General features: G+C 71.8%; 18 protein-coding genes and 2 pseudogenes. 7 read left to right on the forward strand and 13 right to left on the reverse strand.

The features are described 5' to 3' along the window. Positions 1-155: 155 nt before the first annotated feature. The 3 genes and pseudogenes from ACFVS9_RS14370 to ACFVS9_RS14380 all read right to left on the reverse strand — a co-directional run. Positions 156-737 (reverse strand): annotated as a pseudogene (locus ACFVS9_RS14370) (putative T7SS-secreted protein); the annotation flags it as partial. A gap of 118 nt (positions 738-855) precedes the next feature. After that, the gene (locus tag ACFVS9_RS14375) at positions 856-1,503 is read right to left on the reverse strand and encodes a hypothetical protein (protein WP_389932124.1); all 648 of its coding nucleotides are present in this window, start codon (positions 1,501-1,503) and stop codon (positions 856-858) included. Next, entirely contained in the window at positions 1,500-1,862 is a 363-nt protein-coding gene (locus ACFVS9_RS14380) for an SseB family protein (RefSeq protein ID WP_389932126.1), read from the reverse strand. The genes ACFVS9_RS14375 and ACFVS9_RS14380 overlap by 4 nt, the downstream gene beginning before the upstream one ends. Positions 1,863-2,404: 542 nt before the next feature. Here ACFVS9_RS14380 and ACFVS9_RS14385 point away from each other — a divergent pair. Beyond that, positions 2,405-2,842, forward strand: coding sequence for a hypothetical protein (locus tag ACFVS9_RS14385; RefSeq protein WP_389932128.1), 438 nt, complete (start codon positions 2,405-2,407; stop codon positions 2,840-2,842). Here ACFVS9_RS14385 and ACFVS9_RS14390 read toward each other — a convergent pair. The 4 genes and pseudogenes from ACFVS9_RS14390 to ACFVS9_RS14405 all read right to left on the reverse strand — a co-directional run. Then, positions 2,805-3,242: pseudogene (locus tag ACFVS9_RS14390) on the reverse strand (transposase); the annotation flags it as partial. The gene ACFVS9_RS14385 and the pseudogene ACFVS9_RS14390 sit on opposite strands and share 38 nt — an antisense overlap. Before the next feature lie 32 nt (positions 3,243-3,274). Beyond that, complete coding sequence (locus ACFVS9_RS14395; protein WP_389932130.1) at positions 3,275-3,505, reverse strand: hypothetical protein; 231 nt, start codon at positions 3,503-3,505, stop codon at positions 3,275-3,277. 248 nt (positions 3,506-3,753) lie between these two features. Next, complete coding sequence (locus ACFVS9_RS14400) at positions 3,754-6,216, reverse strand: FtsX-like permease family protein (RefSeq protein ID WP_389932132.1); 2,463 nt, start codon at positions 6,214-6,216, stop codon at positions 3,754-3,756. Further along, positions 6,210-6,944 carry an ABC transporter ATP-binding protein gene (locus ACFVS9_RS14405; RefSeq protein WP_389932134.1) on the reverse strand — a complete coding sequence of 245 codons (735 nt, stop codon included), beginning with the start codon at positions 6,942-6,944 and terminating at the stop codon, positions 6,210-6,212. Before ACFVS9_RS14405 ends, ACFVS9_RS14400 begins: the two co-directional genes overlap by 7 nt. A gap of 253 nt (positions 6,945-7,197) precedes the next feature. On the opposite strand from ACFVS9_RS14405, the gene ACFVS9_RS14410 reads away from it, so the two are divergent. From ACFVS9_RS14410 to ACFVS9_RS14420, 3 genes are read left to right on the forward strand one after another with little or no spacing between them, the layout of a single operon-like run. Next, positions 7,198-7,842: a thioesterase II family protein gene (locus tag ACFVS9_RS14410; protein ID WP_389932136.1), complete on the forward strand. Its 645-nt coding sequence runs from the start codon at positions 7,198-7,200 to the stop codon at positions 7,840-7,842. Continuing rightward, on the forward strand, positions 7,755-9,068 hold the full coding sequence (locus ACFVS9_RS14415) for a sensor histidine kinase (RefSeq protein WP_389932138.1): 1,314 nt from the start codon (positions 7,755-7,757) through the stop codon (positions 9,066-9,068). The genes ACFVS9_RS14410 and ACFVS9_RS14415 overlap by 88 nt, the downstream gene beginning before the upstream one ends. Positions 9,069-9,085: 17 nt before the next feature. Beyond that, entirely contained in the window at positions 9,086-9,730 is a 645-nt protein-coding gene (locus tag ACFVS9_RS14420) for a LuxR C-terminal-related transcriptional regulator (RefSeq protein ID WP_383116501.1), read from the forward strand. Positions 9,731-11,268: 1,538 nt separating this feature from the next. On the opposite strand, the gene ACFVS9_RS14425 is transcribed toward ACFVS9_RS14420, so the two are convergent. Continuing rightward, the gene (locus ACFVS9_RS14425; protein WP_389932140.1) at positions 11,269-12,111 is read right to left on the reverse strand and encodes an alpha/beta fold hydrolase; all 843 of its coding nucleotides are present in this window, start codon (positions 12,109-12,111) and stop codon (positions 11,269-11,271) included. 446 nt (positions 12,112-12,557) lie between these two features. Further along, complete coding sequence (locus tag ACFVS9_RS14430) at positions 12,558-14,039, reverse strand: carboxylesterase/lipase family protein (RefSeq protein ID WP_389932142.1); 1,482 nt, start codon at positions 14,037-14,039, stop codon at positions 12,558-12,560. Positions 14,040-14,132: 93 nt separating this feature from the next. Between ACFVS9_RS14430 and ACFVS9_RS14435 the strand changes: the two genes are divergently transcribed. Then, positions 14,133-14,726 carry a TetR/AcrR family transcriptional regulator gene (locus ACFVS9_RS14435; protein ID WP_383116504.1) on the forward strand — a complete coding sequence of 198 codons (594 nt, stop codon included), beginning with the start codon at positions 14,133-14,135 and terminating at the stop codon, positions 14,724-14,726. A 115-nt stretch (positions 14,727-14,841) separates the two neighbouring features. On the opposite strand, the gene ACFVS9_RS14440 is transcribed toward ACFVS9_RS14435, so the two are convergent. The 3 genes from ACFVS9_RS14440 to ACFVS9_RS14450 form a co-directional block, all read right to left on the reverse strand. Further along, on the reverse strand, positions 14,842-15,630 hold the full coding sequence (locus ACFVS9_RS14440; RefSeq protein ID WP_389932144.1) for a BTAD domain-containing putative transcriptional regulator: 789 nt from the start codon (positions 15,628-15,630) through the stop codon (positions 14,842-14,844). A gap of 47 nt (positions 15,631-15,677) precedes the next feature. Beyond that, a complete protein-coding gene (locus tag ACFVS9_RS14445) occupies positions 15,678-17,228 on the reverse strand; it encodes an FAD-dependent monooxygenase (protein WP_389932147.1) in 1,551 nt (516 codons plus the stop codon). An 85-nt stretch (positions 17,229-17,313) separates the two neighbouring features. Continuing rightward, positions 17,314-18,294: a zinc-binding alcohol dehydrogenase family protein gene (locus ACFVS9_RS14450; protein WP_389932150.1), complete on the reverse strand. Its 981-nt coding sequence runs from the start codon at positions 18,292-18,294 to the stop codon at positions 17,314-17,316. A gap of 380 nt (positions 18,295-18,674) precedes the next feature. Here ACFVS9_RS14450 and ACFVS9_RS14455 point away from each other — a divergent pair, with 380 nt between their 5' ends. Further along, the gene (locus ACFVS9_RS14455) at positions 18,675-19,292 is read left to right on the forward strand and encodes a DUF2306 domain-containing protein (RefSeq protein WP_389932153.1); all 618 of its coding nucleotides are present in this window, start codon (positions 18,675-18,677) and stop codon (positions 19,290-19,292) included. A gap of 106 nt (positions 19,293-19,398) precedes the next feature. Here the strand turns inward: ACFVS9_RS14455 and ACFVS9_RS14460 are convergent, their stop codons facing one another. Next, complete coding sequence (locus ACFVS9_RS14460) at positions 19,399-20,493, reverse strand: LuxR C-terminal-related transcriptional regulator (RefSeq protein ID WP_389932155.1); 1,095 nt, start codon at positions 20,491-20,493, stop codon at positions 19,399-19,401. A 778-nt stretch (positions 20,494-21,271) separates the two neighbouring features. On the opposite strand from ACFVS9_RS14460, the gene ACFVS9_RS14465 reads away from it, so the two are divergent. After that, positions 21,272-22,450 (forward strand): IS701 family transposase, encoded by a 1,179-nt coding sequence (locus ACFVS9_RS14465; protein ID WP_389932158.1) that lies wholly within the window; start codon positions 21,272-21,274, stop codon positions 22,448-22,450. Positions 22,451-22,642 lie beyond the last annotated feature (192 nt).

The raw sequence follows: 22,642 nt of genomic DNA on the forward strand, positions 1-22,642 counted from the left end.
GTGCCCTTGATGACACCGCCACCGAAGTGCGCCAGCTCCATGCCCTGGCCGACCCCGTAGTCGAACAACTCCTGCTTGGCCCGGTCCAGGCCGGTGGGCTCCTTCGGAGCTTGTGCCATCGCGGCCGTGATCGCGCTTTTGGCGGCTTCGGCCGCTTCGTTACGTGCCTGCCGGGCGCGCTGCAGGATTTCGTGCGCGTGCTGGCGCTTGGCCGCGCCCGGGTCGGAGAACTTTCCCGGGTGCGGGAGGGGGTGATCGGTGTTGCGGACCGCGTTGTACGCCTCCGCCTTCTCCTTGAAAGCGGCCGCCGCAGTCTCGTAGTCCTGCTTGCCCTCCTTGTACAGGGCGATCGCCTCGCCAGCCCTGGCCTGCGCGCTGGTGACCGTCCCCGCGTACGTCTCCAGCGCCTTGGCCGCGTCCTCGAACGCGTCCGCCGCCCGCAGCCAGTCGGTGGGCAGGGTCTGGAATTTGGCTCGGAAGGCGTCGGCAGCCTCGCCCTTCCAGTGACCGGAGTCGAGCTTCTTCATTCCGCCGCCGACGAGATCGAACGCCTTCTGGAAGTCGCGGAGGTTCTTCACCGCCGCGCTGATCTTCTCCGGCCTGCCATGGATCAGCTCATCTGCTTCCTCGGTCTGATCGAGCTGCTGTTCCCTGACCTCCGCACCCAGGGAGGAGGCGGTCTCATCGCCCCAGTCCTCGACCTTGTCGGCCCACTCGTCGGCACCGACCTTCTCCAGACCCGACCGAGCACATCGGTGCCCCTGTCGATCCCGGTACCGAGGATCTCCTTGCCCTTGTCGACCACATCGCCGGCACCGTCGTACAGGTCACCGACGAACTTCCCCCAGTCCCCCATCAGCGACTCTCCCCCCACCGCGGCTGCTCGGCCTGATCGATCGTCTCCTGCGACGGATCCAGCTGCTCCCGCAGCCGCTCATCCGCGGCGTCCCGTATCTCTGGGTCCAGCAGCCCGTTGCGCTCCATCGAGTCGAGCAACGCGTCGTCCACGTCGTAGGCGGTGTCCTTCCAGGTCTGCTTCACCTCGGCGTGGGCCGCGTCCCATGACTCGCGGCTGTAGTCCGGGTTGTCGTAGGCGGACTGGGTGCTGATCGTGTCCCAGGTCATCGCCTTGACCTCGTCCTCGGACGCATGCGGATTCCCGTTCAGGGAGTTCACACCGATCTTGATCGAGTCCTTGACGTACTGCTCCTGCTCCGCATACGAGCCCGCCGACAGGCCCACGCCGAGGGCGAAGCCGTTCCCCTTCTGCGTCAGGGTGCGCACACCCCACTCCCAGCGGTCGCAGAACGTCTCGAACTCCGACGTCAGCCCGCCATGCCCCAACTCCAGCCCCGACAGAGCAAGATCAGAGAAGCCCCGGCCCATCGACGCCTGGCCAATGAACCCGAGCTCCTTCAGCTCCGCATGCGCCAGGTCGATGCCCTTCGCGATCTCCGCCAACGCCTCCGGCGGCACCTGCAGATCTGCGTTCTCCGCGCTCACTGCGTCCCCCCGAGATCCACCGCGACCACGTCCGGCACGATGCCCGCCACCGGCGGGAACAACATCCCGCCATCAGTACTGCCCGCGTCCAGCGCCGCCCCCGCCGGACCCGGCAGCAACGGCACTATCGCATCCAGCAACCGCGCACCCAGAACGGTCTGATACGTCCACTCCCGCCCGGCGTCCCCACGAGCCAGCGCGAACCGGGCCAGCGCCTCCCCATCCGAGAACGCACAGATCCAGCGCACACCGTTCTGCTCCGCCGACCACAGATCACCGGCCTCATCCAGCGGCACCAACACCGCCGTGCGCCGGAACTCACCCAGCAACACGGCGAACTCACGTCGAGCCGCCGCCATCAGATGATGATCTGGTGGCGCGGCAGGGCCCGGCACCTGCGCCTCATACGGTGCGAGTGGCGCTCCGGGAGCAGGCCAGTTGACCAAGTCGGCGATCTTCGAACGCTGGGCAGGCGGCTCCGCTACATCATCCCCGTTATCGAACACCTACCGAATGCTGTCACGGCACGCTTCCCAAGAGCAACGAACAAAAGCAGCCAGACCATCACGGTGCCACCCCGGCACAGCTCCAAGCCACTCAGCAACGGCCCACAAGCGAACACCAGAGAGGCTTCACTTCCTCGCAGTCCCCCTTTGCTTCGATACCGGGCAGAGCGACGCGCCGGAGGCCAGCCACGTTCCACCCCCTGACCGATCCCGATGGCCTGATCACGTAGAACCCCGACAGCCCCAGGAACGGTTCTGAGAAAACTTCGGCAACCACTTCGGGAAAAGGCCGAATATGCCCCCTAAAAGAGCGTTTTGTCCCGACGGGGGTGTTTGGTAAGTCGCGCGGTGTCAGCGGGTTGGGGCCCCGCACGAAGGCGTGTGAGGATCCGCCCGTGGAGTGCGACGTGTGTGGACGGGCGATGTGGCGATGGCCGACGCTGCCGACTGTGTGGGAAGAGGAGAACTGGTCCTGCTCCTGGTGCTACGCCGCCACCCATGTGGGTGGCGAGTGGTTCGAGGTCTCGCGGCCGCCGTACTTGCCCATGAGCATGCGTCGGGAGAGGGCCGTCGCAAACGGCCTTCCCACCGACGTCTTCCACGCTTTCGGCATCTTCGACAGGACGCTGTGCGGAATCCAGGAAGTCGGCATGTCGCCGTCCGATCACTGGTGGCTGCCGGAGCGGGAGAACGCCTGTGGCACCTACCGCGGGGTGGCGGGTGTCATCGATGGCCGCTGGCCGCTGGCCGCAGGCGATGAGGGGCGAGAACGCGCGTGTCAGCGTGGCCCGGCAGCTATGAGTCCTTCCAATTCGGAGTTGACTCTCGTGTGAGCCCGCGGCTCATAAGGTCGATCATCGCGAGGCGGATCATGACTTCGGAGCGGTGGGGGTGGGTCTCGTACTGGCGGGCGAGACGACGGTGGTGCATAAGCCAACCGAAGGTCCGCTCGACGACCCAGCGCCGCGGAATCACCTTGAAGCCCTTCTGGGCAGGGTCGCGGCGGGTGACTTCGACGTCGATGCCGAGGGTGGCACCGTGGTCGATGGCCCTGGTGCGGTAGCCGGTGTCGGCCCACGCCTTCCTGACGCTGGGGTGGCCTGCGGCGATCTTCGAGAGCAGGTGGATACCACCAACGTTGTCGGAGACGCTGGCGGCGGTGACCAGTACGGCCAGTAGAAGGCCGGCGGTGTCGACGCCAATGTGGCGTTTGCGGCCTGCGTCTCCTGACCCCTTGTGGCGTGGCTAGCGATCGCCTGCAGGTCTCACAGGCAACCGCGATGGCCGGACCTGCATCCGCCGCCGCGATCCCCCCGCCGGGTGAGCACACCGGGGAGGGACGTGGCGTCGGCGGTGACGGCCTCGACGTCCAGGAAGCGCAGGCTCAGTCGGGCCGCCCGCACCGGGTCGGGCTCGACGGCGGGGTGCCGCCCCCGGCCGCCCAGCAGCTCCCGGAGCAGGGCGGTCACCTCGCCTTCGTATACGTCCAGTTCCACGACCACGACCACGGCCGGTCCCGACTCGGTTCCACGACCACGGCCGGTCCCGACTCGGGCACCGGCGCGGTCAGGTCCATGGCGATCCGGCGGGGGCCGGACGCTCCTGCGCGGGCCCAGGGCCCCGGCGCGGGGGCCTGTCGGGGCAGGGTGGATCGGTCGCTCGTCACAGCGCCTGCCGGCCTCCCGCGTTGTCAGGGAGTGGGCGCGGGGTGCCGGGGCGCGGGGCGCGTCTCGGTACCGGGCGGTCACTCGCGCATGCCCGCCAGTTCGACCGGCCGGACGCGCAGCGCGAACGACGCAGGCAGCACGGAAGCCACTGTCGCGAGCAGGGCGCTCGCGCCGATCACCGCGGCGACCGTGCCCCAGGGCACCACGACGTCGGACCACACGTCGAGCAGGCCGAGGGCGCTCCACACGCCTAGCAGGTTCACCCCGGCGATCACCGCCCCGAGCACCGCGCCGACCGCGACCACCACCAGGGCCTCGACCCCGACGAGCCACAGCACCTGCCCCTTCGTGGCGCCCGTCAGACGCAGCGAGGCGAGGTCGCGGACCCGGTCAGAGGTGGCCATCATCAGGATGTTGGCGAGCGCGATGCCCGTGTAGATCAGGGCGATGCCGAGGATCATCCACAGGCCGAGCCGGGTGTCCTCGCTGGAGCGCGGGTAGTGAACCTCGACCCACCGGTCGCCCGTCAGGAGCTGGACGCCGGTCGCCTTCGCGGCGGCGCCGAGTGCGGCGGCCGCGGTGTCAGCGCCGCGCTCGGGCAACGCGAGGTCGACCCGGTCGACGGGGGCACCGGCGGCGTTGCGCTCGGTGAGGTAGACGCCGTTGCTGCCTGTGCCGGTGGAGAGCACCGCCGCGATGCGCAGGTCGGCCTTGCGGCCGTCGCCCAGCCAGACGGAGACGCTGCCGCCCACCTTCGTGGTCAGCCACTCCTCGTTGACGACGATGCTGTCGTCGTCGAGGTCGGCGAGGCGGCCCGCGACGACCGGCAGGTGGGAGACGGCGGCATGTGCCGCCGGATCGACCGCCCTGGCCTCGGACTTGACGAGGGCGACCCCATCCTCCAGGACGGTCACCCCGGTGGACCGGGTCGCGCTGACGGTCACGCCGGGGACGGCCCCGGCGCGCCGGACGAACTCGTCGGGCAGCGCGCGGCCCTCCCCGCCCGCCGTGGCGACCAGGTCCGCGGTGATCTGCTCCCGCGCCTCGCCGGCCTTGGCCTCGCTGATCGTGGCGGTGGTGCCCATCAGGGAGGCGGCGAGGGCCACCGTGATGATGACCGGGGCGGCGACCGCGGCGGTCCTGCGGACCCCGGCGGATGCGTTCTCCCGGGCCAGCATGCCGGTCGCGCCGGGAAGCCGGGCCGGCAGCCAGGTCAGCAGCCGGGTCAGCGGCTTGACCAGGACCGGCGCGAACAGGGCGAAGCCGACGATCAGCAGTATCGGCTGGGTGACGTAGGTCTTGCGCTTCAGGACGTCGCCCGGGTTCTCCAGCAGGGCCAGGGAGAGGAGCCCGAGGCCGGTCGCCAGGACCGCGCCGCCGATCAGCCAGCGGCTCACCGGCATCGCGCGGGAGTCGATCGCGGACTCGCGCAGCGCCTCCGTCGGACCGACCCGGCCGGCCCGCCACGAGGAGACGACCACCCCGCTCAGGGCGACAATCAAGCCCGTCCAGAACGCGGTGTGCAGCGGCCACGTCTGCTCGCCGATCCGGAACCAGAAGGGAGCGATGCCGACGTCGGCCATCCACGCGGCGAGCCGTGGCGCGCCCGCCGAGCCGAGCCAGCAGCCGGCCGCCGAGGCGAGCACACCGATGACGAACGCCTCGGTGAACACCATCCGCCGCACCTGGGCGGGGGTGGCACCGGCGGTGCGCAGCAGTCCGAACTCCCGGCGCCGCTGGGCGACCGCGAAGGAGAACGTCGAGGCGACGACGAACACCGACACGAAGCCGGTGACGCCCGCAGCCGTGCCGAGGAGCGCGTTCACCGACACCAGGGCTTCCTCGTCCCGGTCGGGGTCCGGGTCGGCGCGCCTGCGTTCGTCGCCGGTCAGTACGTCGAACCCGGCACCCACAGCCGCCTCGACCCGGTCGGCCGGGGCGTGCACGGCGACGGCGTCCACGTCGGGCGAGATCCGCGCGGCCTCGGCGTCGGTGAAGAACAGCGCGTTCTCGAAGCCGGCCGACGCGACCGTCCCGACGACGGTGACCTGTTCGGATCCGCGGGCGGTGGCGGCCTGGAACCGGGTGCCGGGCCGCAGCGCGTCCCCTGTGGCGACGGCCTCGCCGGGCGCCGAGGGTGCGCGTCCGGCGGTCAGCGTGTAGGGGGTGAGCGCGGCGACCGACCAGGGGTGGCCGACCGTGTCCTCGCCGAGTCCGGGGCCCGACACGGGGAAGGTGCGGTCCTCGACGGTCCTGCCGAGCGCCGCGAGCTTCGCGGTGACGGCGGCCGGGACCGGCGCGGGGTCGGTGATCGTCTGCGTACGTTCCCCGATGGGCGTGTCCGCCCGGATGAGGCCGGAGGTCTTCACGACGACCGGCGCCCTCACGAGCCGCTCGGGCCCGCGTTCCGGGGCGCTGAAGGTCGCCGCGAGGGTGAGCCCCGTGGTGGCGATGAGGCCGACGCCGAGGGCGAGGGCGATGAACGAGCCGACGAACGTGGCCCAGCGGGCCCGCATTCCCTGCAGAGCGAGCTTCAGCACGGGAGGGCCGCCAGTCCGGTCATGTGCGCGGCGACCTGCTCGGCCGTTGGGGCGAACAGCTCGTCGTGGACCCGGCCGTCGGTGAGGAACAGCACCCGGTCCGCGAAGGAGGCGGCCACCGGGTCGTGCGTCACCATGATGACGGTCTGTCCCTGCTCGACCATCTGCCGGAGCAGCCTGAGCACTTCACGGCTGGTGGTGGTGTCCAGGGCGCCGGTCGGCTCGTCACCGAAGAGCACCTCCGGCCGGGTGACCAGAGCACGGGCGAGCGCCACCCGCTGCTGCTGACCGCCGGACATCTCACTGGGCCGGTGCCCGGCCCGCTCGCGCAGGCCCACCCTCGCCAGCACCTCCAGGACATCGCTTCGCTTGGGGCGGCGGCCGGCGAGCCGCAGCGGCAGCGCCACGTTCTGCTCGGCGGTGAGCGAGGGCAGCAGGTTGAACGCCTGGAAGACGAAGCCGATACGGTCCCGCCGCAGCAGCGTGAGCTTCTTCTCGCTCAGCCGGCTCAGGTTGGTCTCCCCGAGTAGCACCTGGCCGCCGGTCGGCCGGTCAAGACCCGCGGTGCACTGGAGGAAGGTCGACTTGCCGGAGCCCGAGGGCCCCATGACAGCGGTGAACGTGCCGCGGGGAATGTCCAGGGAGACGTTGTCCAGGGCGGTCACGGCGCTCGCGCCCTTGCCGTAGGAGCGAGTGACCGAACGGAGTCGGACGGCTGCTTGATTCATGGTGTCCACTCAATCGAGCCCGGAGCCGGCGCACATCGCAGCCTGGCGGAGTCTTCGGGGTGGAGATAGCTCCACCCTTGCGTGCACGGTGCCCGCCCCGGGCGGGAGAGGGCAGTGCCCGAAGGCGAAAGGAACGTGCGTGGGCAGCCTCCCGCCGCGGGTCAGGTCAGGTCGGGTCAGGTCACCGCCGCAACGGCCCGCACCGTGAAGGGACGGACACGGCCACCGCGGGGTGGCGGGAGGGCGGCGCGGAATGACGGTCCTCAGCAGGGGAAGAGCGAGAACGTGGTTCCGGAGGTACCCGGCGCGCAGCGGGCCACCCCGGCTGCGCCTGGTCCGCCTGCCGCTCGCCGGCGGCACCGCGACGCTGTTCGACCGCTGGGCGGGGCTGCTGCCCGACGGCCTGGAGGTGCCGGCCACCCGGTACCCCGGCCGCCAGGAACGGTTCGGCGGGCCGTGCGCCTCGTCCATGACGGAGCTGGCCGACGCGATCGCCGACGCGCTGGAGACCGGACTGCGAAGGGAACAGCGTCCCCACCACCGGTACCGCGGGCTCCACCGCGGGCCGCAGGAACACGATCACCAGCGTCAGTCAGACGGGCACGACCGCGAACATGGCCTCCTGCCGGAACAACCCGTTCCCCTCCCCCTCGTACAGGAACGGGCGGCTGCCCACTGCCCCCATCCGGCCCCGCGGCACCCTCCGCGCACATCGCACCTGGTGGCCGTCCTTACGGGGAGCCCGCTACCGGTCCGATGGTGGAGCTCGCTGGGTGGTCCGCGCGATAAGGGCCTCATATCGTGCCCCCCATGCACTCACCCAGCCTCTGGCAGGCCCTGCACCAGCGCCGGTACCTCCGGAGCGGCTGGCCGTGGCGCTGCGCCCTGTACTTCCTGACCAGTGTGCCGCTGGGCGCCGCTCTGCTGGCCTGTCTGCTCGTCCTCGCGCTGGCCGGCAGCCTGCTGACCGTGGTCCTCGTCGGGGTGCCTCTCCTGCTGACGCTGGTCCTCGCCGGGCTGCCGGTCGGGCATGTGGAGCGGCGCCGGCTGCGCCTGATCGATCCGGCCGTGCCACTGGCCGACGCCCACCAGGACCCGCCGCGCACCGGGCCCGCCGCCTGGCTGCGCACCCGCCTCCAGGAGCGTTCCACCTGGCGGGAGTTGAGTTACGCCCTCCTGTTCGGCTGCCTCCTGTGGCCCCTGGAGGCAGCGGTCATCGGCACGGTCCTCGGCGTGAGCGGGGGGCTCATCTCCACCCCCCTGGTCATGGCCACGGCCGGCGGCGGGGAGGAGGCGCGTGTCATCAAGCTGTGGCTGGTCCACTCCTACCCGGCGGCGTTCGCCGTCGCCCTGGCCGGACTGCTCCTGCTCCCCGTGCTGGCCTACCCGCTCGGCCTGCTCGCCGTGGGACGCGCACAGCTCACCCGGCTCCTCCTGGATGTGTCATCCCATCAGGACGACGTACGGGTCGTGGAGTTGAGCCGGTCGCGGATGCGCCTGGTGACCGCCTTCGAGGCCGAGCGCCGCCGTATCGAACGCGACCTGCACGACGGCGCCCAGCAGCGGCTGGTCTCCCTGTCGATGCGGCTGGGCCTGGCGCGCCTCGACGCCCGCGAGGAGCCCCTCGCCGGGCTCCTGGCCCAGGCCCACGGTGAGGCCCAGGCCGCTCTGGTCGAGCTACGGGAGCTGATCCAGGGCATCCACCCCCGGGTCCTCACCGACCGGGGTCTGGCCGCGGCCATCGAGGATATCGCCGACCGCTCCCCGGTCCCCGTCGAACTCGGTCTCGACCTGCCTCACCGGTTCCTCGAGGCGGTCGAGTCCGCCGTCTACTTCGCGGTCTGCGAGGCGCTGGCGAACGTCGCCAAGCACAGCCGAGCCACCCGGGCCTGCGTCGAGGCCCGCGTCGACCAAGGCCGACTCGTCATCCAGGTGAGGGACAACGGCGTGGGGGGCGCGGATGAGGCCAACGGCACAGGGCTGGAGGGGGTCGCGGATCGCATCTCGGTCCTCGGCGGGCGTTTGCTAGTGTCCTCACCGTCCGGCGGGCCCACGGTCTTCCGCCTCCTCGTGCCCTGTGCCCAGGCTCCGGACCGCCGAACTGACGCCCCGCCGGCCCGATAGCCCGACAGAGGAACCAGATGTTGCGCATCGTGTTGGCCGAGGACAGCGTGCTGCTGCGGGAGGGCCTCGTCGGGCTCATGGAGCGCTTCGGCCACCAGGTACTCGCCGGTGTCGGTACGGCCGACGAGCTCACGGCAGCCGTCGCGGAGCACGATCCCGACATCGTCGTCACCGATGTGCGGATGCCGCCCGGGTTCTCCGACGAGGGGCTGCGGGCAGCACTGCGACTGCGCGAGAAGAACCCCCGGCTGCCCATCCTGGTCCTCAGCCAGTACGTCCAGCGCGCCTACGCCGAGGAGCTGCTCGACTCCTCCGACGGCACCCACGTCGGCTATCTCCTCAAGGAACGCGTCGGCAACGTCGAGGAGTTCGTGGAAGCCCTCCAGCGGGTGGCCGCCGGCGCGACCGTCGTCGACCCCGAGGTCGTCCGCCAGCTCCTGCGCCACCGTCGCGACCCACTGGCCAAATTGACTCCCCGTGAGCAGGAGGTCCTCGCGCTGATGGCCGAGGGCCAGTCGAACGCGTCCGTCGCCGCGTCCCTGCACGTCAGCGAGGGCACCGTCAGCAAGCACTTCGGTTCCATCCTCACCAAACTGGACCTGAGCCTGTCCGACGCCACCAACCGCCGGGTACTGGCCGTTCTGGCCTACCTGCGCGGCTGACCTTCCGGGACAGCGCGTCACGGTGCGCTCCGCGTCCGGGTCAGCTCAGCCGACGAGCGGCCCCGCTCGGCTTGCAGTGCACCCAACTGACAGCAACTGAAAGTCACCAGACGGTACATCAGCACCGCCGTCACATGGCTGCTGGTGCGCACCGACACCCCAAGCCTGTGGGCGACCACCTCGCCGGTGAGGCCGGCCGCGAGACTCCGAGCACCGAGCGCTCCTGGCCGGCGAGCGCCCGTCCCGCTCCCGGTCCCCGTCCCGCTCCTCGCCGAACCACGCTGCCCGTTGCCGCACCTGCTCGAACAGAAACTGCCGCGCGGCCACCGGCCCCGGGCTGGACAGCAGGAAGGCTCCCGGTCCGGTGCGGCCGGGTCGATGGGCATGAGCGCGCCGTGCGCCGATCCTAGATGATCACCCGGAGCGGCAGACGCTGAACGGTCCTGACCTCAACTCCCCGAGCTTCGTCCGCGTGAGCCTCTGCTGCCGCCGGAGCAGTTGCCTTTCCTGTGCGTCCATCAGGGCTTGCCGTCCGAGTTCAGTACCCACCTGCCGACGACCCACCTGCCGACGGCTGTCCCGGTGCTCGTGCGAGGGCCGCACGCGAGAGGTCGAGGAGTCACCGAGGGCGTCCGACGCCGGTCGACCGACCAGCCGAGGCGTACGGCGAGCGCGACCTTCCTTGGACTGCACCGCCGACGCGTACGGTTGACCTGGTGCCCGACACCGTCCTGAGTGTCCCCCTGAGCGGCGAGGTCGACGGCGACCTGCCCTGGACTCGCTGACTGACCGGCGGAACGTGCATTGTCATAGGAGAAGAGCTGAAAGGGCGTCCGTCAGCCATGGGAGTCCTCTGGGACTTTCCTGGGACTTCGGGCTTTATCAACCGCCACGAGCACGAAACACCTGAAAGGCCATTCGCGCAGGTCAGCGGCCAACGACCCCTCATCGCGGCAGGTCACCACGCTGGCTGACCTCTTCCACGACACCTGAAAGCTCCAAGTAAGGGAAAGGGAATCCCCACCTCACCTGCACATATGCGAGCCAGGAGGGGATTCCGCTTCGTCTGTGGGACTTCTCAGGGCCTTTTTGGGCCGAGTCGGGTGACGGCTGGTCCCGTTGCTGAGGGGCGGAATGCACGGCCCGGCCCAGGGAGTTGCGGAGCTTCCTTTGCACGGGGCCTGGTCCGGGATGACCTCGTACGACCTGGCAAGCCACGCCAGCGCATGGGCCTGTACCGCACCGTCCCCCGCACCAAGGCCTGCGCGAGGGCCTTCCCAGCCGGCCGGACCAGGACCCGCTCCTCCCGTTGTGGCCGGTGCTGCTCACCCTCGTCGGCCGCCGCGCGCGCACCGTGCCGGAAGGCACCTTCCCCCGGCTCGCTACACCTGCGCGGCGAGCAACGGCGCGTGTTCACGGGGCGGGCAGCACCGGGTGGCAGGAGTGGCGGCGGCTTGGAGGAGTTCGGCACTCTCCGGGCGGGAGAACCTCGCCGTGCTTCCCCGGGGCGGTTGTCCCGGGCGCGGCCCGTGTCCCCGTCATGACCACAACCCTCGCAGCGCCGCGTTGACCTCGGCCGGGTTCTGAGTGTGCGGGTAGTAGCCCGGCACGCGTAGACGCCGGGCGCCGATCCGGTCGGCGACCGCCTCCGCGCAGGCCATCAGTGGCTCCCCGGCGTACCGGCGGTACAGCTCCGGGGCGTCCTCCCAGGTACCCGAAACGACGAGCTTGGGCCAAGGAGCGGCGGCCAGTGGCTCCAACGGCGGGTCCGCCTCCCACACCGGCCGCTCACGCATCGACGTCGCGACGGCGCGCAGCCTCGCGGGCGTCGGCTCCGGCATCGGCATGCCGAGTCCTTCCGTGGACAGACGCAGGTACTCCGCCGGGTCCCACTGCTCCGGCCGCTCCTCCTGGCGGGGGCCCGTGCGTTGTGGCCGCGTCGGCTGATCCGGGCCGGCCGGCTTCTCCACCCGTTCCAGCAGTTCGCGCACCGCGGGATGGTCCGGGGCCGCCCTGAAGGCGGACGGCTGGATGAGGGCGAGCGACCGCACCGCCCGGGGGCGCCGCCCGGCGGCGAGCATCGCGGCCAGCCCGCCGTTGGAATGGCCGACCAGATGAGCCCCGTCGGGACAGCCGTCGAGCAGCCTCACGATGTCGTCGGCGTCGGTCTCGAAGTCGCTGCGGGCGGTGTCGGGAGAGCTGCCGTATCCGCGCCGGTCCACCAGCAGCAGCGGGCGCCCCGCCTCGAGCGGGCGCTGGGCGGCGAATCCGTACGCGGCGTCCTCGGCCCAGGTGAAGATGCCGTGCACGAAGACGGCGGGGACGGTACTCGCCCCGGTCCCCGGGGCAGCGTTCCAGACGGTGACGTGTACCGGTTCCATCTCGGGCCTCCTCGAATCCAACTCCGGCCTCCTCGAACTCTCTCTGCGGCTCAGTCGATGACGGTGAATCGGGTTCCGGGCAGTCCAGGGGCGTGAACCCCGCGCCGGCGGGCCGGAGACGCGGCGTGCGGGGCGGGTGGGCGCGAAGGCAGGTGGGCGCGAAGGCAGGTGGGCGCGGAGGCGGGTGGGTGCGGAGGCGGGTGGGTGCGGGTGGGTGCGGTCCGCCTCGGCCGGCGGCCGGGCGGTCCGGCTCCCGGAACCGGCCTGCCGACCCGGCCGGCGATGCGTTCCGTGCTCGTCGCAGCCGATGCCGAGGACCGCCGGGCGGCAGCCGGGCGGGTTCCCCGCCGGTCCGCCGGGAGCTGTGCTGCGTACCGCTCTCCCGGCCATATGCCATGTCCTCCCATGCGTCGGCGCACCGGGGCCCGTGGGCCGCCGTATCAGGTTCAGGTGAGGTCGAAGGGGGCAGGGGGGAAGCCCTGCCAGATCCGGCGGGAGGCCTGTTCGGGGTAGGGCACGGTCCTCGATCCGGTGGCCAGGACACGGGTCAGCTGCCGGTCGGGGTCGTAGGCGGACCACCCGGGCCTCCCGGTGGCGGCGAACCGGGCCCACGCCCGCTGGAGTTCGCGTGACACCGCGACGGCTTCGGGCGCCGGCTCGTCACCGAGAAGCTGCTTGCCGGTGGGGCTGTCCATCGTGCCGAACGCGAGGGGGACGTCGAGACTGTGGCAGGCGCCGCCGACGGTCGGTGAGCCGAGTCGCAGCTCGAAGAGGAACGAGCTTCCGCCCGCCACCGTGTTCGCCTCGGCGAGCAGCAGCGACGGCATGCGGAACGTGGCGTCGGAGAACACCGTCTCCAGCAGGTCCTCCGGGCTCGCGTGCGGGTGGGCGGCGCGGTACGCGTCCGGGCCGTCCGGCGCGGGGGCGAACACGTCCAGGGCGGTACGGGCGTCCTGCGCCGTGAAGGTCCCCCGCAGGCCCGTCATGACACTGAACAGCCGGAATTCCTCGCGGGTATGGCCGACGAGGAGGTCGACCCCGGCGGCGCGGCCGTCGGTCAGGGCGGTCCAGGGCGTCTCGGTGAGGACGTCGCCGTCGATCACCGGGCACACCGCGATACCCAGGTGGGCGAGCCTCCCCCAGCGCTCCCGGTACCGGGGGAGGTCGGCGCACAGGGCGGTGAGCTCGTCGGCCAGGCGTTGCGGTGCCGTGCCGGCCAGGGCCGCGGCGGTGGGTGCCGTGCCGAGGCGGTCCGCGAGCGCGGCGGTGACCTCCTTCGCCAGCGCGGGCGTGCAGTGCATGCCCGGAACCGAGTGGGCGATGGCCCGCCGGAACAGGGCCCGCGCCGGCCTCATCGTCAGGAGCGCGGCCACCGACCCCGCCCCGCCGGACTGCCCGGCCACGGTGACCAGATCCGGATCCCCGCCGAAGCGGGCGATGTTCCGCCGTACCCACTCCAGTGCCGCGACCTGGTCGAGCAGACCGCGGTTGGCCGGAGCGCCGTCGAGGAGGGCGAACCCCTCCGCTCCCATGCGGCAGTTGACGCTCACGACGACGAGCCCCGCCCCGGCCAGCGCCGTCGGGTCGTACATCGGATCAGCGGGGCTCCCCGCCATGTAGCCCCCGCAGGTGATCCACACCAGCACGGGCAGGCCCGCACCGCCGGGGTCCGGCGTGCACACGTTGAGCGTCAGCCAGCCCGTGTCCTGCGGCGGGTCCCCCCGGGTCGGGCCGGACTGCGGCGCGGCGGGGCCGAACTCGGATGCCTGCCGGATCCCCTCCCAGGGACCGACCGGCACGGGAGCGGCGAAGCGGAGCGCGCCCACGGGCGGCTGGGCGTAGGGCACACCGCGGAACACCGCGTGCCCCTGTCGCAGACGGCCCTCGACGACACCCTCGGCGGTACGCACTCTCGGACGCTCGGGCATGACCTGTCCTCTCCGGCCGGTACGGCAGGCTTCCCAGGGTTATCAGCCAGCTGTATTATGTCAACCGTACGGGAAAAAGGAGCGGAGCGGGCGATGCCGAAACAAGTGGACCACCGCGAGCGCCGGGAGACGATCGCCCGGGCGCTGTGGAGGGTGGTGGATCTGCGCGGCGTCCTTCATCTGAGCCTGCGCGAGGTCGCGCGGGAGGCCGGCATCTCCCACGGGCAGCTACAGCACTACTTCGCCTCCCGGCAGGACCTGCTCACCTTCGCCATGGACTTCGCCGCCGAGCAGACCGCGCGACGCGTCGGCCGGCGCCTGGAGGAACTCGGCGACCCGCCGCACCCGCGTGACGTGCTGCGACTGACGCTCATCGAGATGCTTCCGCTCCACGCCGACGCCCGCGCGACCAGCCGGATGAACGCCGCGTACGTCCTGGAGGCGCTGCACGACGAGGAGGTGTTCGCGCGCACCCGCGACGGCATGCTCCAAGGACGGGCGCGGATCGAGGAGTTGATCCGTCAGGCGATCACGGACGGGCACATCGGTTCCGCCCGCGACCCGGCGACCGAGACCGACCTCCTTCTCGCGCTCACCGGCTTCGCCACACTGATCGAACTGGACGTGATCGAACCCCACGCCGTGCTCAGGGCCGTGGACCAGCACCTGGACAGGCTGTTCGGGTGAAGCCGGACCGCGACCGGGCCCCACGGCCGGCCCACCTGGTCGCGGCTCCGGTGGGTGACGGCGGCGGGCGGACCCGAAGACCGGCCCGCCCCGCCGTCCCGGGCCCGCTCCCCTGCTACGCCGTGGTGCACCGGGCTCTTCCCGGTCCCGGGGAGCGGATGCGGTTCCGCAGCTCCTCCAGGAAGGGCGCCGGCTCCAGCCCCAGCTCCACGTCCAGGGCCCGGCGGATCCGCTCGTAGGCGCGCAGCGCCTCCTCGCGGCGGCCGTCGCGGTACAGACTCTCGATCAGGCACCCGTACAGCCGCTCGTCCAGCGGGTGGGCCGCGACCAGGCCCCGGAGCTCGCCGACGAGCGCGCTGTGGCGTCCCAGGCGCAGATCGGTGGTGATCCGCTGTCGCAGCACGGACAGCCTCTGGTCCTCCAACAGGGCCGCCTCCCGCTCCAGATCCCGGCCGTGGGACACGTCGACCAGGGCCGGGCCCCGCCAGTAGGACAGCGCACGCCGCAGTTCGCGGGCGGCCTCGGTGTACGCCTCCCGCTCCAGCAGGGCCCGGCCGCGGTCCGCGGACTCCTGGAACGCCAGCACGTCGGTACGGTCGTCCCCGAGATCCAGGACGTATCCCGAACCGCTGGTGTGGATCCGCGCGCCCCGTCCGCCTCCGTCGCGGGGCGTGAGGGCGCGGCGCAGACGGTGGACGTGCGTCCGCACGGTGGGGACGGCGCTGGCGACCGCCCGCTCGCCCCACAGCTCGGACATCATCTGATCCATCGTCACCAGGGTGCCGGAGTTGAGCAGGAGGAGGCAGAGCAACGTGCGCACCTTCGGTCCCCGCACCACGGGAGCGGTGTCCTCCGGCGGATGAGGTGCCACCGCGAACGGACCCAGCAGGTGGAACACAGCCACCTCGGTCTCCTTCCCCCGTCGACCGCGCGGACGTCCTCGGCTCCGGCTCAGAGCGCGAAGGCGGTCCCTATCGTCATGTCGGGCCTGATCAGGACGGCGCTCGGTCCGGTGATGCCGAACGCGCGGTGGACGTCCGCTCCCGGATCACCGATCTCCTCGACGCCGTCGTCACCCGGAACGGACTCCGGGATGCGCGCGCTGACGAGCACCGCTCTCCGGGGGCGCAGGCCCGCGCCCTCCTCCGCGAGCAGCCGTCGTGCGGCCCGGCGCGTGTCCGCCAGCCGCTCGGGGTCCCGGTTGTCGGCCGCGAAGAGCAGCAGCACCGGTCCGTCGGGCGCCACCCGGTCGTGCAGCCAGGCGCGGTCGGCCCTGCCTCCCAGGGGGAGGTCGGGCAGTCTCATGCCGCTGCGCAGCTTCCCGGCCCGGGAGCCGTCGCCGGGGTAGGTGAGTGCGAGCTGGGTCTGACGCGGCGCGACGAAGCGGTCCAGGACCCCGGACCGCCCGGCGGCTTCCAGGAGGCCGTCCCGCAGCGTGCTGCGCCACCCGCTCAGCGTCCACATGCGTGTCTGGCGGTCGCTGTCGGCGACGACCGACGCCGCCGTGTGCCGCCGCTCGCGCGACCACTCCTCCAGCGCGTCCGGTGCGACCGTCTCCCCCCGTATCCCGGCCAGCCGCCAGGCGAGCGAACCGGCGTCCTCCAGACCGGTGTTGAGTCCCTGCGCGCCGGCCGGACTGTGGATGTGCGCCGCGTCGCCGGCGAGCAGCACCCGTCCGACGCGGAAGCGGTCCGCCATCCTGCGGTGGACCCGGAAGACGCCGGTCTGCAACTCTCCGACCGCCCGGATCGGGACGGTGCACCGCTCCGACGCCAGCCGCCGGGCGGTCTCGGCGAGCCGGTCGGCGGCCACCTCCTCCCGCAGCCCCAGGAAGACGCGGGCTCTTCCTCCGGGCAGGCTGGTGACGACGAGTACGCCGGACGGGTTCATGAAGTAGTGGGTCTCGTTCTGCGGCAGCGGCGCGTCCCAGACGCCGTCGGCCACCAGGAACCGCTGCGGGTAGGTGGCACCTTCGAAGGCCACGCCGAGGCGCTCGCGCACCGTGCTGTGGGCCCCGTCGCAGCCGACCAGGTACCGTGCCCGCGACTCGGTCTCGCGTCCGTCGACGCGGAGCCGGACCCGCACGCCGTCGGCGTCCTGGGCGCAGTCGACGAACTCGGTTCCGTACTCGACCTTGCCGCCCGCCGCCGCGAAGCCCTGGCGCAGCACCTCCTCGGTGGCGCTCTGCGGCAGGGTGACCGGATAGCGGTAGCGGGTGCCGCCGAGGCTGCCGAAACCCACCCGGACGATCCGTCCCCCCAGGTAGTAGGTGAGCGCCCCCACGGTGAGCGACCGCTCCAGCAGCGGATCGATGAGCTCCAGGCGGTGGAAGTACTCCAGCGCCCTCGGCCACAGCGCCAGGGACTTGGAATGCGGGTGAGGGGTGGGGTCCCGGTCCACGACGCGTACGGAGGTGCCTCGGCGCAGCAGATCGACGCCGAGGGCCAGGCCGACCGGACCTGCGCCGACGATGAGCACCTCGGTCCCGGACTTCTCGGACATGCTGTCCTCTTCCCTGTCGGATTCCCCGTCGGATTCCCCGTCGGAGGGGGTGGTTGGGCCGGCCTCACGGACCGGACGTGGCGGGTCAGGGGACCAGCACCACGCGCCCGCAGCTGGTGCGCGCCTCCACCAGGTCATGGGCGTGGGCCGCGTCGGCCAGGGGGACTTCGGCCGCGACCACGGGGCGTACGGACCCCGAGCCGACGGCCTCCAGGAGCCGGCGTGTGCCCGATTCGGCCAGGTCCGGCCGGTGTTCGAGCAGCGTGGCCATGCTGAACCCGGTCACGTACTTCATGCCGAGGACGTCCAGGAACGACAGGGTGGGACGCGCGGTGGGGCTGCCCGAAGCGCCGTAGAAGACGAGGCGCCCGTACGGTTCGAGCAACCGCACGTCGCTGTGCAGCAGGTCGCCTCCGACGCCGTCGAGGATCACGTCGACGCCTCGGCCGCCGAGTGCCTCGCGGATCTGGCCGGGCCAGTCCGTCTCGCCGTAGTCGACGGCGATGTCGGCGCCCAGGGACCGGGCGAAGTCGCGCTTCTGCGGGGAGCCCGCGGTCGCGATGACCGGGTGCGCTCCCCGGGCCTTGGCGATCTGTAGCGCCATGTGCCCGACGGCGCCCGCCGCGCCGTGGACCAGCACGCTCTCACCGGCGCGCAGGCGTCCGGTGTCGACGACCTGGAGGGCGACACGTCCGGTCGAGCCGACGACGGTGCCCTGCCCCGCGCTCAGGCCCGCCGGGACCGGCACGGTGCGGTGCAGCGGAGCGGTGACGTAGTCGGCGTAGGCGTTCCGCGCCTTCCAGACCACGACGCGCTCCCCGACGCGGGCGGCGGGCAGACCCGGGCCGACTTCCTCGACGTACCCCACGACGTCCGCGGAGGGGCAGGCCGGCAGCACCGGGAGGGACACCGGGTGCTCGCCGCGCCGCCGTTGGACGTCTGCCTGGTCGACGCCGACGGCCTCCACCCGCACGAGGACGTCACCGGGTCCCGGACGCGGCACCTCCGCCTTTTCGACGCGCAGCACTTCGGCGGGTCCGAATGCGTGATATCGAACGATGCGCATGTGGAGACGGTCCCCCTCGACGATGAATGCGGCAGCTCCCGTTGCACGGAATTCCATGGAGGGAAAGCCACCCCCGGCCTCCGCCGCCGGAATTCAGCAAAAGGTACACACCCTTCGCCGCGGCGGACCCCCGCATGTCTCCAAAGAGGCATGCCGCTGTCACGTAAGTTGAAACTGGCGGTCCGGGCGCTTTTCGGTACCTAAAATTCGAGGGACCCTCTGTATTCCGGAGCGCGTTCCGGGTCATAAACGATTCCCTCGGATCAAGGGCGACGAAAGGTGATCCCGTGGACAGCGTTCGGGAAGTAGCCGCGGAACCAGTGGAACATCCACCGCGGAGAGGCCCGGCGGGCTCTGCCCCGAGACCCGGTCGGCGCGAGATGGTGTGGGTCGGCCTTCTCGCCTTGTACTGCGTCGGGTTCGCCGCTTTCGGCATATCCCGTTATCTCACCCTGGATCCCTCGCAGAGCCGGCTGAGCATACGCGACGACCTCGCCTGGCACTATCCGGCGTTCGTCACGCACGTCTTCACCGCGGCCATCGCCATCGTGCTGGCCTGGCTCCAGGTCTGGCCCTGGTTCCGGGCGCGCAGTCCCCGGGCCCACCGCGTCGTGGGACGCGTCTACTTCTTCGCCGGCGTGTTCCCGTCCTCGGCCCTCGCCATCCCGATCGCCCTGCTGACCGGCAGCGGGCCGGGGGTGTGCGTGGCCCTGCTGGCGATGGACGCCTGCTGGATCACCACCTCCGTCCAGGGCTACCGCACCGCCCGGCAGCGGAAGTTCGCCGACCACCGCAGGTGGATGCTGCGCAACGTGGCGCTGACCACGTCCACCGTCACCCTGCGCCCCGTGAACATCGTGCTCGTGTCCGTCGGCCTCGACTACGAGGAGGCGTACGCGGCGGCGACCTGGGGCTCGGTGCTGGCCCATCTGCTCCTCGTCGAGTGGTACCTGCTCCGGCCGAGAAGGAAACGGCGGGCGGCGGCCGTACGGGGCTGACCCGTGGTCCGGCCGCCGTACCGCCGCTGCGACGCGGCCGGTACGGCGGCCCGCCCGTTCTCCGGGAGCCGGGCCGCCCGTGCACCGGGGGACGGGAGGCGCGTACTCAGGACCGGAAGCAGGGCTCGGCCGGGATCTGCGAGCCCGCCTTGTTGACCGCGTCCATACGGGAGGTCGCGTCGAGCTTCCGGAATATGTTCCTCATGTGCCGTTTGACCGTCCCCTCCGTGATCGAGAGCTGCCGCCCGATCTGACGGTTGCTCATCGCCTTCGCCGCGCACCGCAGCACCTCCCGCTCCCGCAGCGTCAGCTCCTCGCCCCGCGTCTGCGAGTTCTCGGACACCTCGGCAGCCGGGCCGTCGGGGAGCGCGGGACGACCACCGGCGTGCGCCGCCCGGAGGCCGGACGCGACAGCCCTGTCCACGGGCGGCGCCTCCGCGCGGACCGCATGGCCGTCGCCGGCGGGAGGGGTGACGCAGCGGACGGACTCGTCGGCCGCGGCGAGCCGTTGCTGCCTGGCCTCACGCAGCAGCGCCTGACGCACCGCCCACGGCACGGTCTCGGCGACCGCCCGGCGTAACAGGACGCTCGGGAAGTCCAGCGCGCCTTCCCGGTCCAGCAGAAGCCCGGCCTCCACCGCCTCGACCAGCAACGGCATCAGCATGGCGGTGGATCTGCGCAGATGGCCGGCGAGCACCGAGAGCTGAGCCGGCCGGAGCGGTGCTTCCAGCACCGCGGCGACGCGCAGGGCGTGCCGGCTGTCCTCCGACACGGAGGACAGATACCCCCGTACCACGATCTGCAGCCGCAGGGGCAGCGCCGGCGACCTCAGCCACGCGGTGCCGTCGAGCACCTTGACCCCGCCCTCCTCCCGCAGCCCGCGCACCAGTTCCGTCACCAGGAGCGGATTGCCGCCCGCGCACCCGACGAGTGCGGCGAGGTCGGGCGAGAGCCGGGCCCCGAGGAGTTCGGCCGCCAGTCCGGCCGCCTCTTCCCGCGTCAGCCGTTCGAGCCGTAGGCGCACGATCCTCAGATGGTCCTCCGGATCCATGCGGTGCAGGAAATCGCTGGTACGTCCGGGGCGTACGGCGACGGCCCACAGGTGCCCCCTGCCCACGACACGCGCCGGGGCGCCGCAGAGTGCCGCCACGGTCCCGGGGTCCACGGCCTCGCACCCGTCCATGGCGGTGAACTTCGGCACGCTCACCCCGGGCCGGGGCCCCGTCGGTCTCGCGCCCCGCCGGCCGGGGCCCGCCGGAGCCCCTACCTCGAATCCGCGGTCCCGGGCGATCCTCGTCAATTCCCCGAGAACCGCTGTCTTTCCGATGCCCGCCTCGCCCTCGATCACGAGAAGAATATGGGCGCCTTCGGCCGCACGGGAAAGCATGGACACCATGACGCGAAGGTCACGTTCCCGGCCGAGCACACCCAGTCTCTTTTCCAGCACGTCCATGAGAAAGACCTCCAGTTTTCCGCATTCGACGGGAATCAGGCTCGCAACGGTGGGGCGCCGGTCGGCCCGCGGGCGACGAGGCAGGACGACGGCCGGGCCGTGTCCCGGGATCACGGAGCCCTGCGGCGCACTTCGGCCGGACCGGCCGACGGCGTCCGCACCCCTCCTGCCGAGGATCAACTCTGATCCTCCGGCCGTAGCGGATACTCGCTGCACCATGCATACAGTGGCAAGAGATCGCCGGGATTGAGTCAACTCGCGGACCGCTGCGGAGAATCCGGAACCTACTGGGCCCCCTGCCGGTATGTAACGCGGGCGAGGAATAAATTAACAGTGCATTCACAAACGTCACACTCCGCGCCCCACGTGCCCGGATTCCGCGGTGCCCGTCCGGAGTCCCATCGCAAGCAGGCGTTTCCCGCCAACCCCCGCCATCGAAATGGTCAGCCGCGAACAAGGAGAACCGCTATGTTCATTGCGCCACCGGTGTCCTCGGCCGACCCGTCATTCCCCAGGGAGGTCAGCCATGGGCGCACGCGCGACAGCCGCCGTCGCTCCGCCCCGCAGGCAGGACCTCATGGACTCCGACGACCTCCTCGACTACAGCAACCGTGTCTTCGGTCATCTTCCACGCCGTGACCAGCGACGATGGGCGACCGTCTATCTCAGCGGGCTGCTGGCCACGCCGGGGCGCAAGTCGGTGCGGCGGCTGGCACACACGCTGGCGCTGCCGTCCAGCGCCGCGCAGGCCCTTCAGCAGTTCATCACCTCCAGTCCCTGGGACTGGGCCGCTCCGCGCCGGGAACTGGCGCGCCTGGCGGCCGGCCTGCTGCCCGACGCCGTCTGGACGACGGGAACGGTGCTGCTGCGCCGGGGCGGCACCCAGGCGGTGGGGCTGCACCAGCGCCCGCTGCCCGAGAGCGGCCGCCGCGTCAACTGCCAGCTCAGCGTCGGCCTCTTCCTCACCGACGGCCGCCGAAGCATTCCGGTGGACTGGGAGCTGATGCTGGACGACACCTGGTGCGACGACCCGGAACGCCGTCGACGCACCAGGATCCCGGACGAGGTGACGTCGCGTCCCGTCTGGGCGCTGGCCCTGGAGATGCTGGCCCGGGCCGCCGCGGACGGTGTCGCCGGCTCCGCGCCACTCGTCCACGGTCCGGGTGCGGGCCGGGACGCGTCCCTCCTGGCGACGCATCTGGACCGTGCCGGGCGGGAGTTCGTGATCGAGGTGCCGCCGCACCAGCCGCTCACCGCGCTGCCGTCCGGCGGCCCGGGTCCGGCGACCGTACGGACCGGAACCGCCGCAGGACTGGTGGCGGACCATGTCCGTACGGCGCGGCCCGGCCGCGACGGGCGCCGGCCGCTGTACTCCGCCCTGGTGCGCTTCCACTCCCCCAAGACCTCCTCGGCCGTGCCACGGCGGGCGTTCCGGCTGATCGCGGAGATCCCGCCCGGCCGGGACCGGCCCTCGCGCTTCTGGCTGACCTCGCTGCTCGACACAGGGGCATCAGCCGTGCACGCCCTCGCGCTGCGCTCGGCGGTGACGGAGACGTCCGTGGACCAACTGCAGAACGGGCTCGGGCTGCTGGACTTCGAGGGACGGTCCTTCCCCGGCTGGCACCACCACATGACGCTGGCGTCCGCCGCCTACCTCTACCGGTCCCTGTCCGGCGCGGCCACGCCCGCCCGGGCGCACGGGTGAGCGCGAAGGGCCCCGGTGGCCCTCACCCGAGGCCGGAAGGAAAGCGAACGCGAGGCCCGTGGACGCCGCGGGGGTTCCTGGCCACCGAGCCGCTTCCGCCTCCCTCAGGGACCTCACGCCGAAGCCGGCACCACGCGCCACCCGCCGCCCGCCTTCCGCCTTCCGCCTTCCGCCTTCCGCCTTCCGCCTTCC

It is taken from the genome of Streptomyces sp. NPDC058008 (genome assembly GCF_042886395.1).
GTDB lineage: Bacteria > Actinomycetota > Actinomycetes > Streptomycetales > Streptomycetaceae > Streptomyces.

What these genes read in the sequence shown, in the direction of transcription:
- ACFVS9_RS14380 (WP_389932126.1), bottom strand. Translation starts at nt 1,862, where the DNA reads ATGGCGGCGGCTCGACGTGAGTTCGCCGTGTTGCTGGGTGAGTTCCGG.
- ACFVS9_RS14405 (WP_389932134.1), bottom strand. Translation starts at nt 6,944, where the DNA reads ATGAATCAAGCAGCCGTCCGACTCCGTTCGGTCACTCGCTCCTACGGC.
- ACFVS9_RS14410 (WP_389932136.1), top strand. Translation starts at nt 7,198, where the DNA reads ATGACGGTCCTCAGCAGGGGAAGAGCGAGAACGTGGTTCCGGAGGTAC.
- ACFVS9_RS14415 (WP_389932138.1), top strand. Translation starts at nt 7,755, where the DNA reads ATGCACTCACCCAGCCTCTGGCAGGCCCTGCACCAGCGCCGGTACCTC.
- ACFVS9_RS14420 (WP_383116501.1), top strand. Translation starts at nt 9,086, where the DNA reads ATGTTGCGCATCGTGTTGGCCGAGGACAGCGTGCTGCTGCGGGAGGGC.
- ACFVS9_RS14425 (WP_389932140.1), bottom strand. Translation starts at nt 12,111, where the DNA reads ATGGAACCGGTACACGTCACCGTCTGGAACGCTGCCCCGGGGACCGGG.
- ACFVS9_RS14430 (WP_389932142.1), bottom strand. Translation starts at nt 14,039, where the DNA reads ATGCCCGAGCGTCCGAGAGTGCGTACCGCCGAGGGTGTCGTCGAGGGC.
- ACFVS9_RS14435 (WP_383116504.1), top strand. Translation starts at nt 14,133, where the DNA reads ATGCCGAAACAAGTGGACCACCGCGAGCGCCGGGAGACGATCGCCCGG.
- ACFVS9_RS14445 (WP_389932147.1), bottom strand. Translation starts at nt 17,228, where the DNA reads ATGTCCGAGAAGTCCGGGACCGAGGTGCTCATCGTCGGCGCAGGTCCG.
- ACFVS9_RS14450 (WP_389932150.1), bottom strand. Translation starts at nt 18,294, where the DNA reads ATGCGCATCGTTCGATATCACGCATTCGGACCCGCCGAAGTGCTGCGC.
- ACFVS9_RS14455 (WP_389932153.1), top strand. Translation starts at nt 18,675, where the DNA reads ATGGTGTGGGTCGGCCTTCTCGCCTTGTACTGCGTCGGGTTCGCCGCT.
- ACFVS9_RS14465 (WP_389932158.1), top strand. Translation starts at nt 21,272, where the DNA reads ATGGGCGCACGCGCGACAGCCGCCGTCGCTCCGCCCCGCAGGCAGGAC.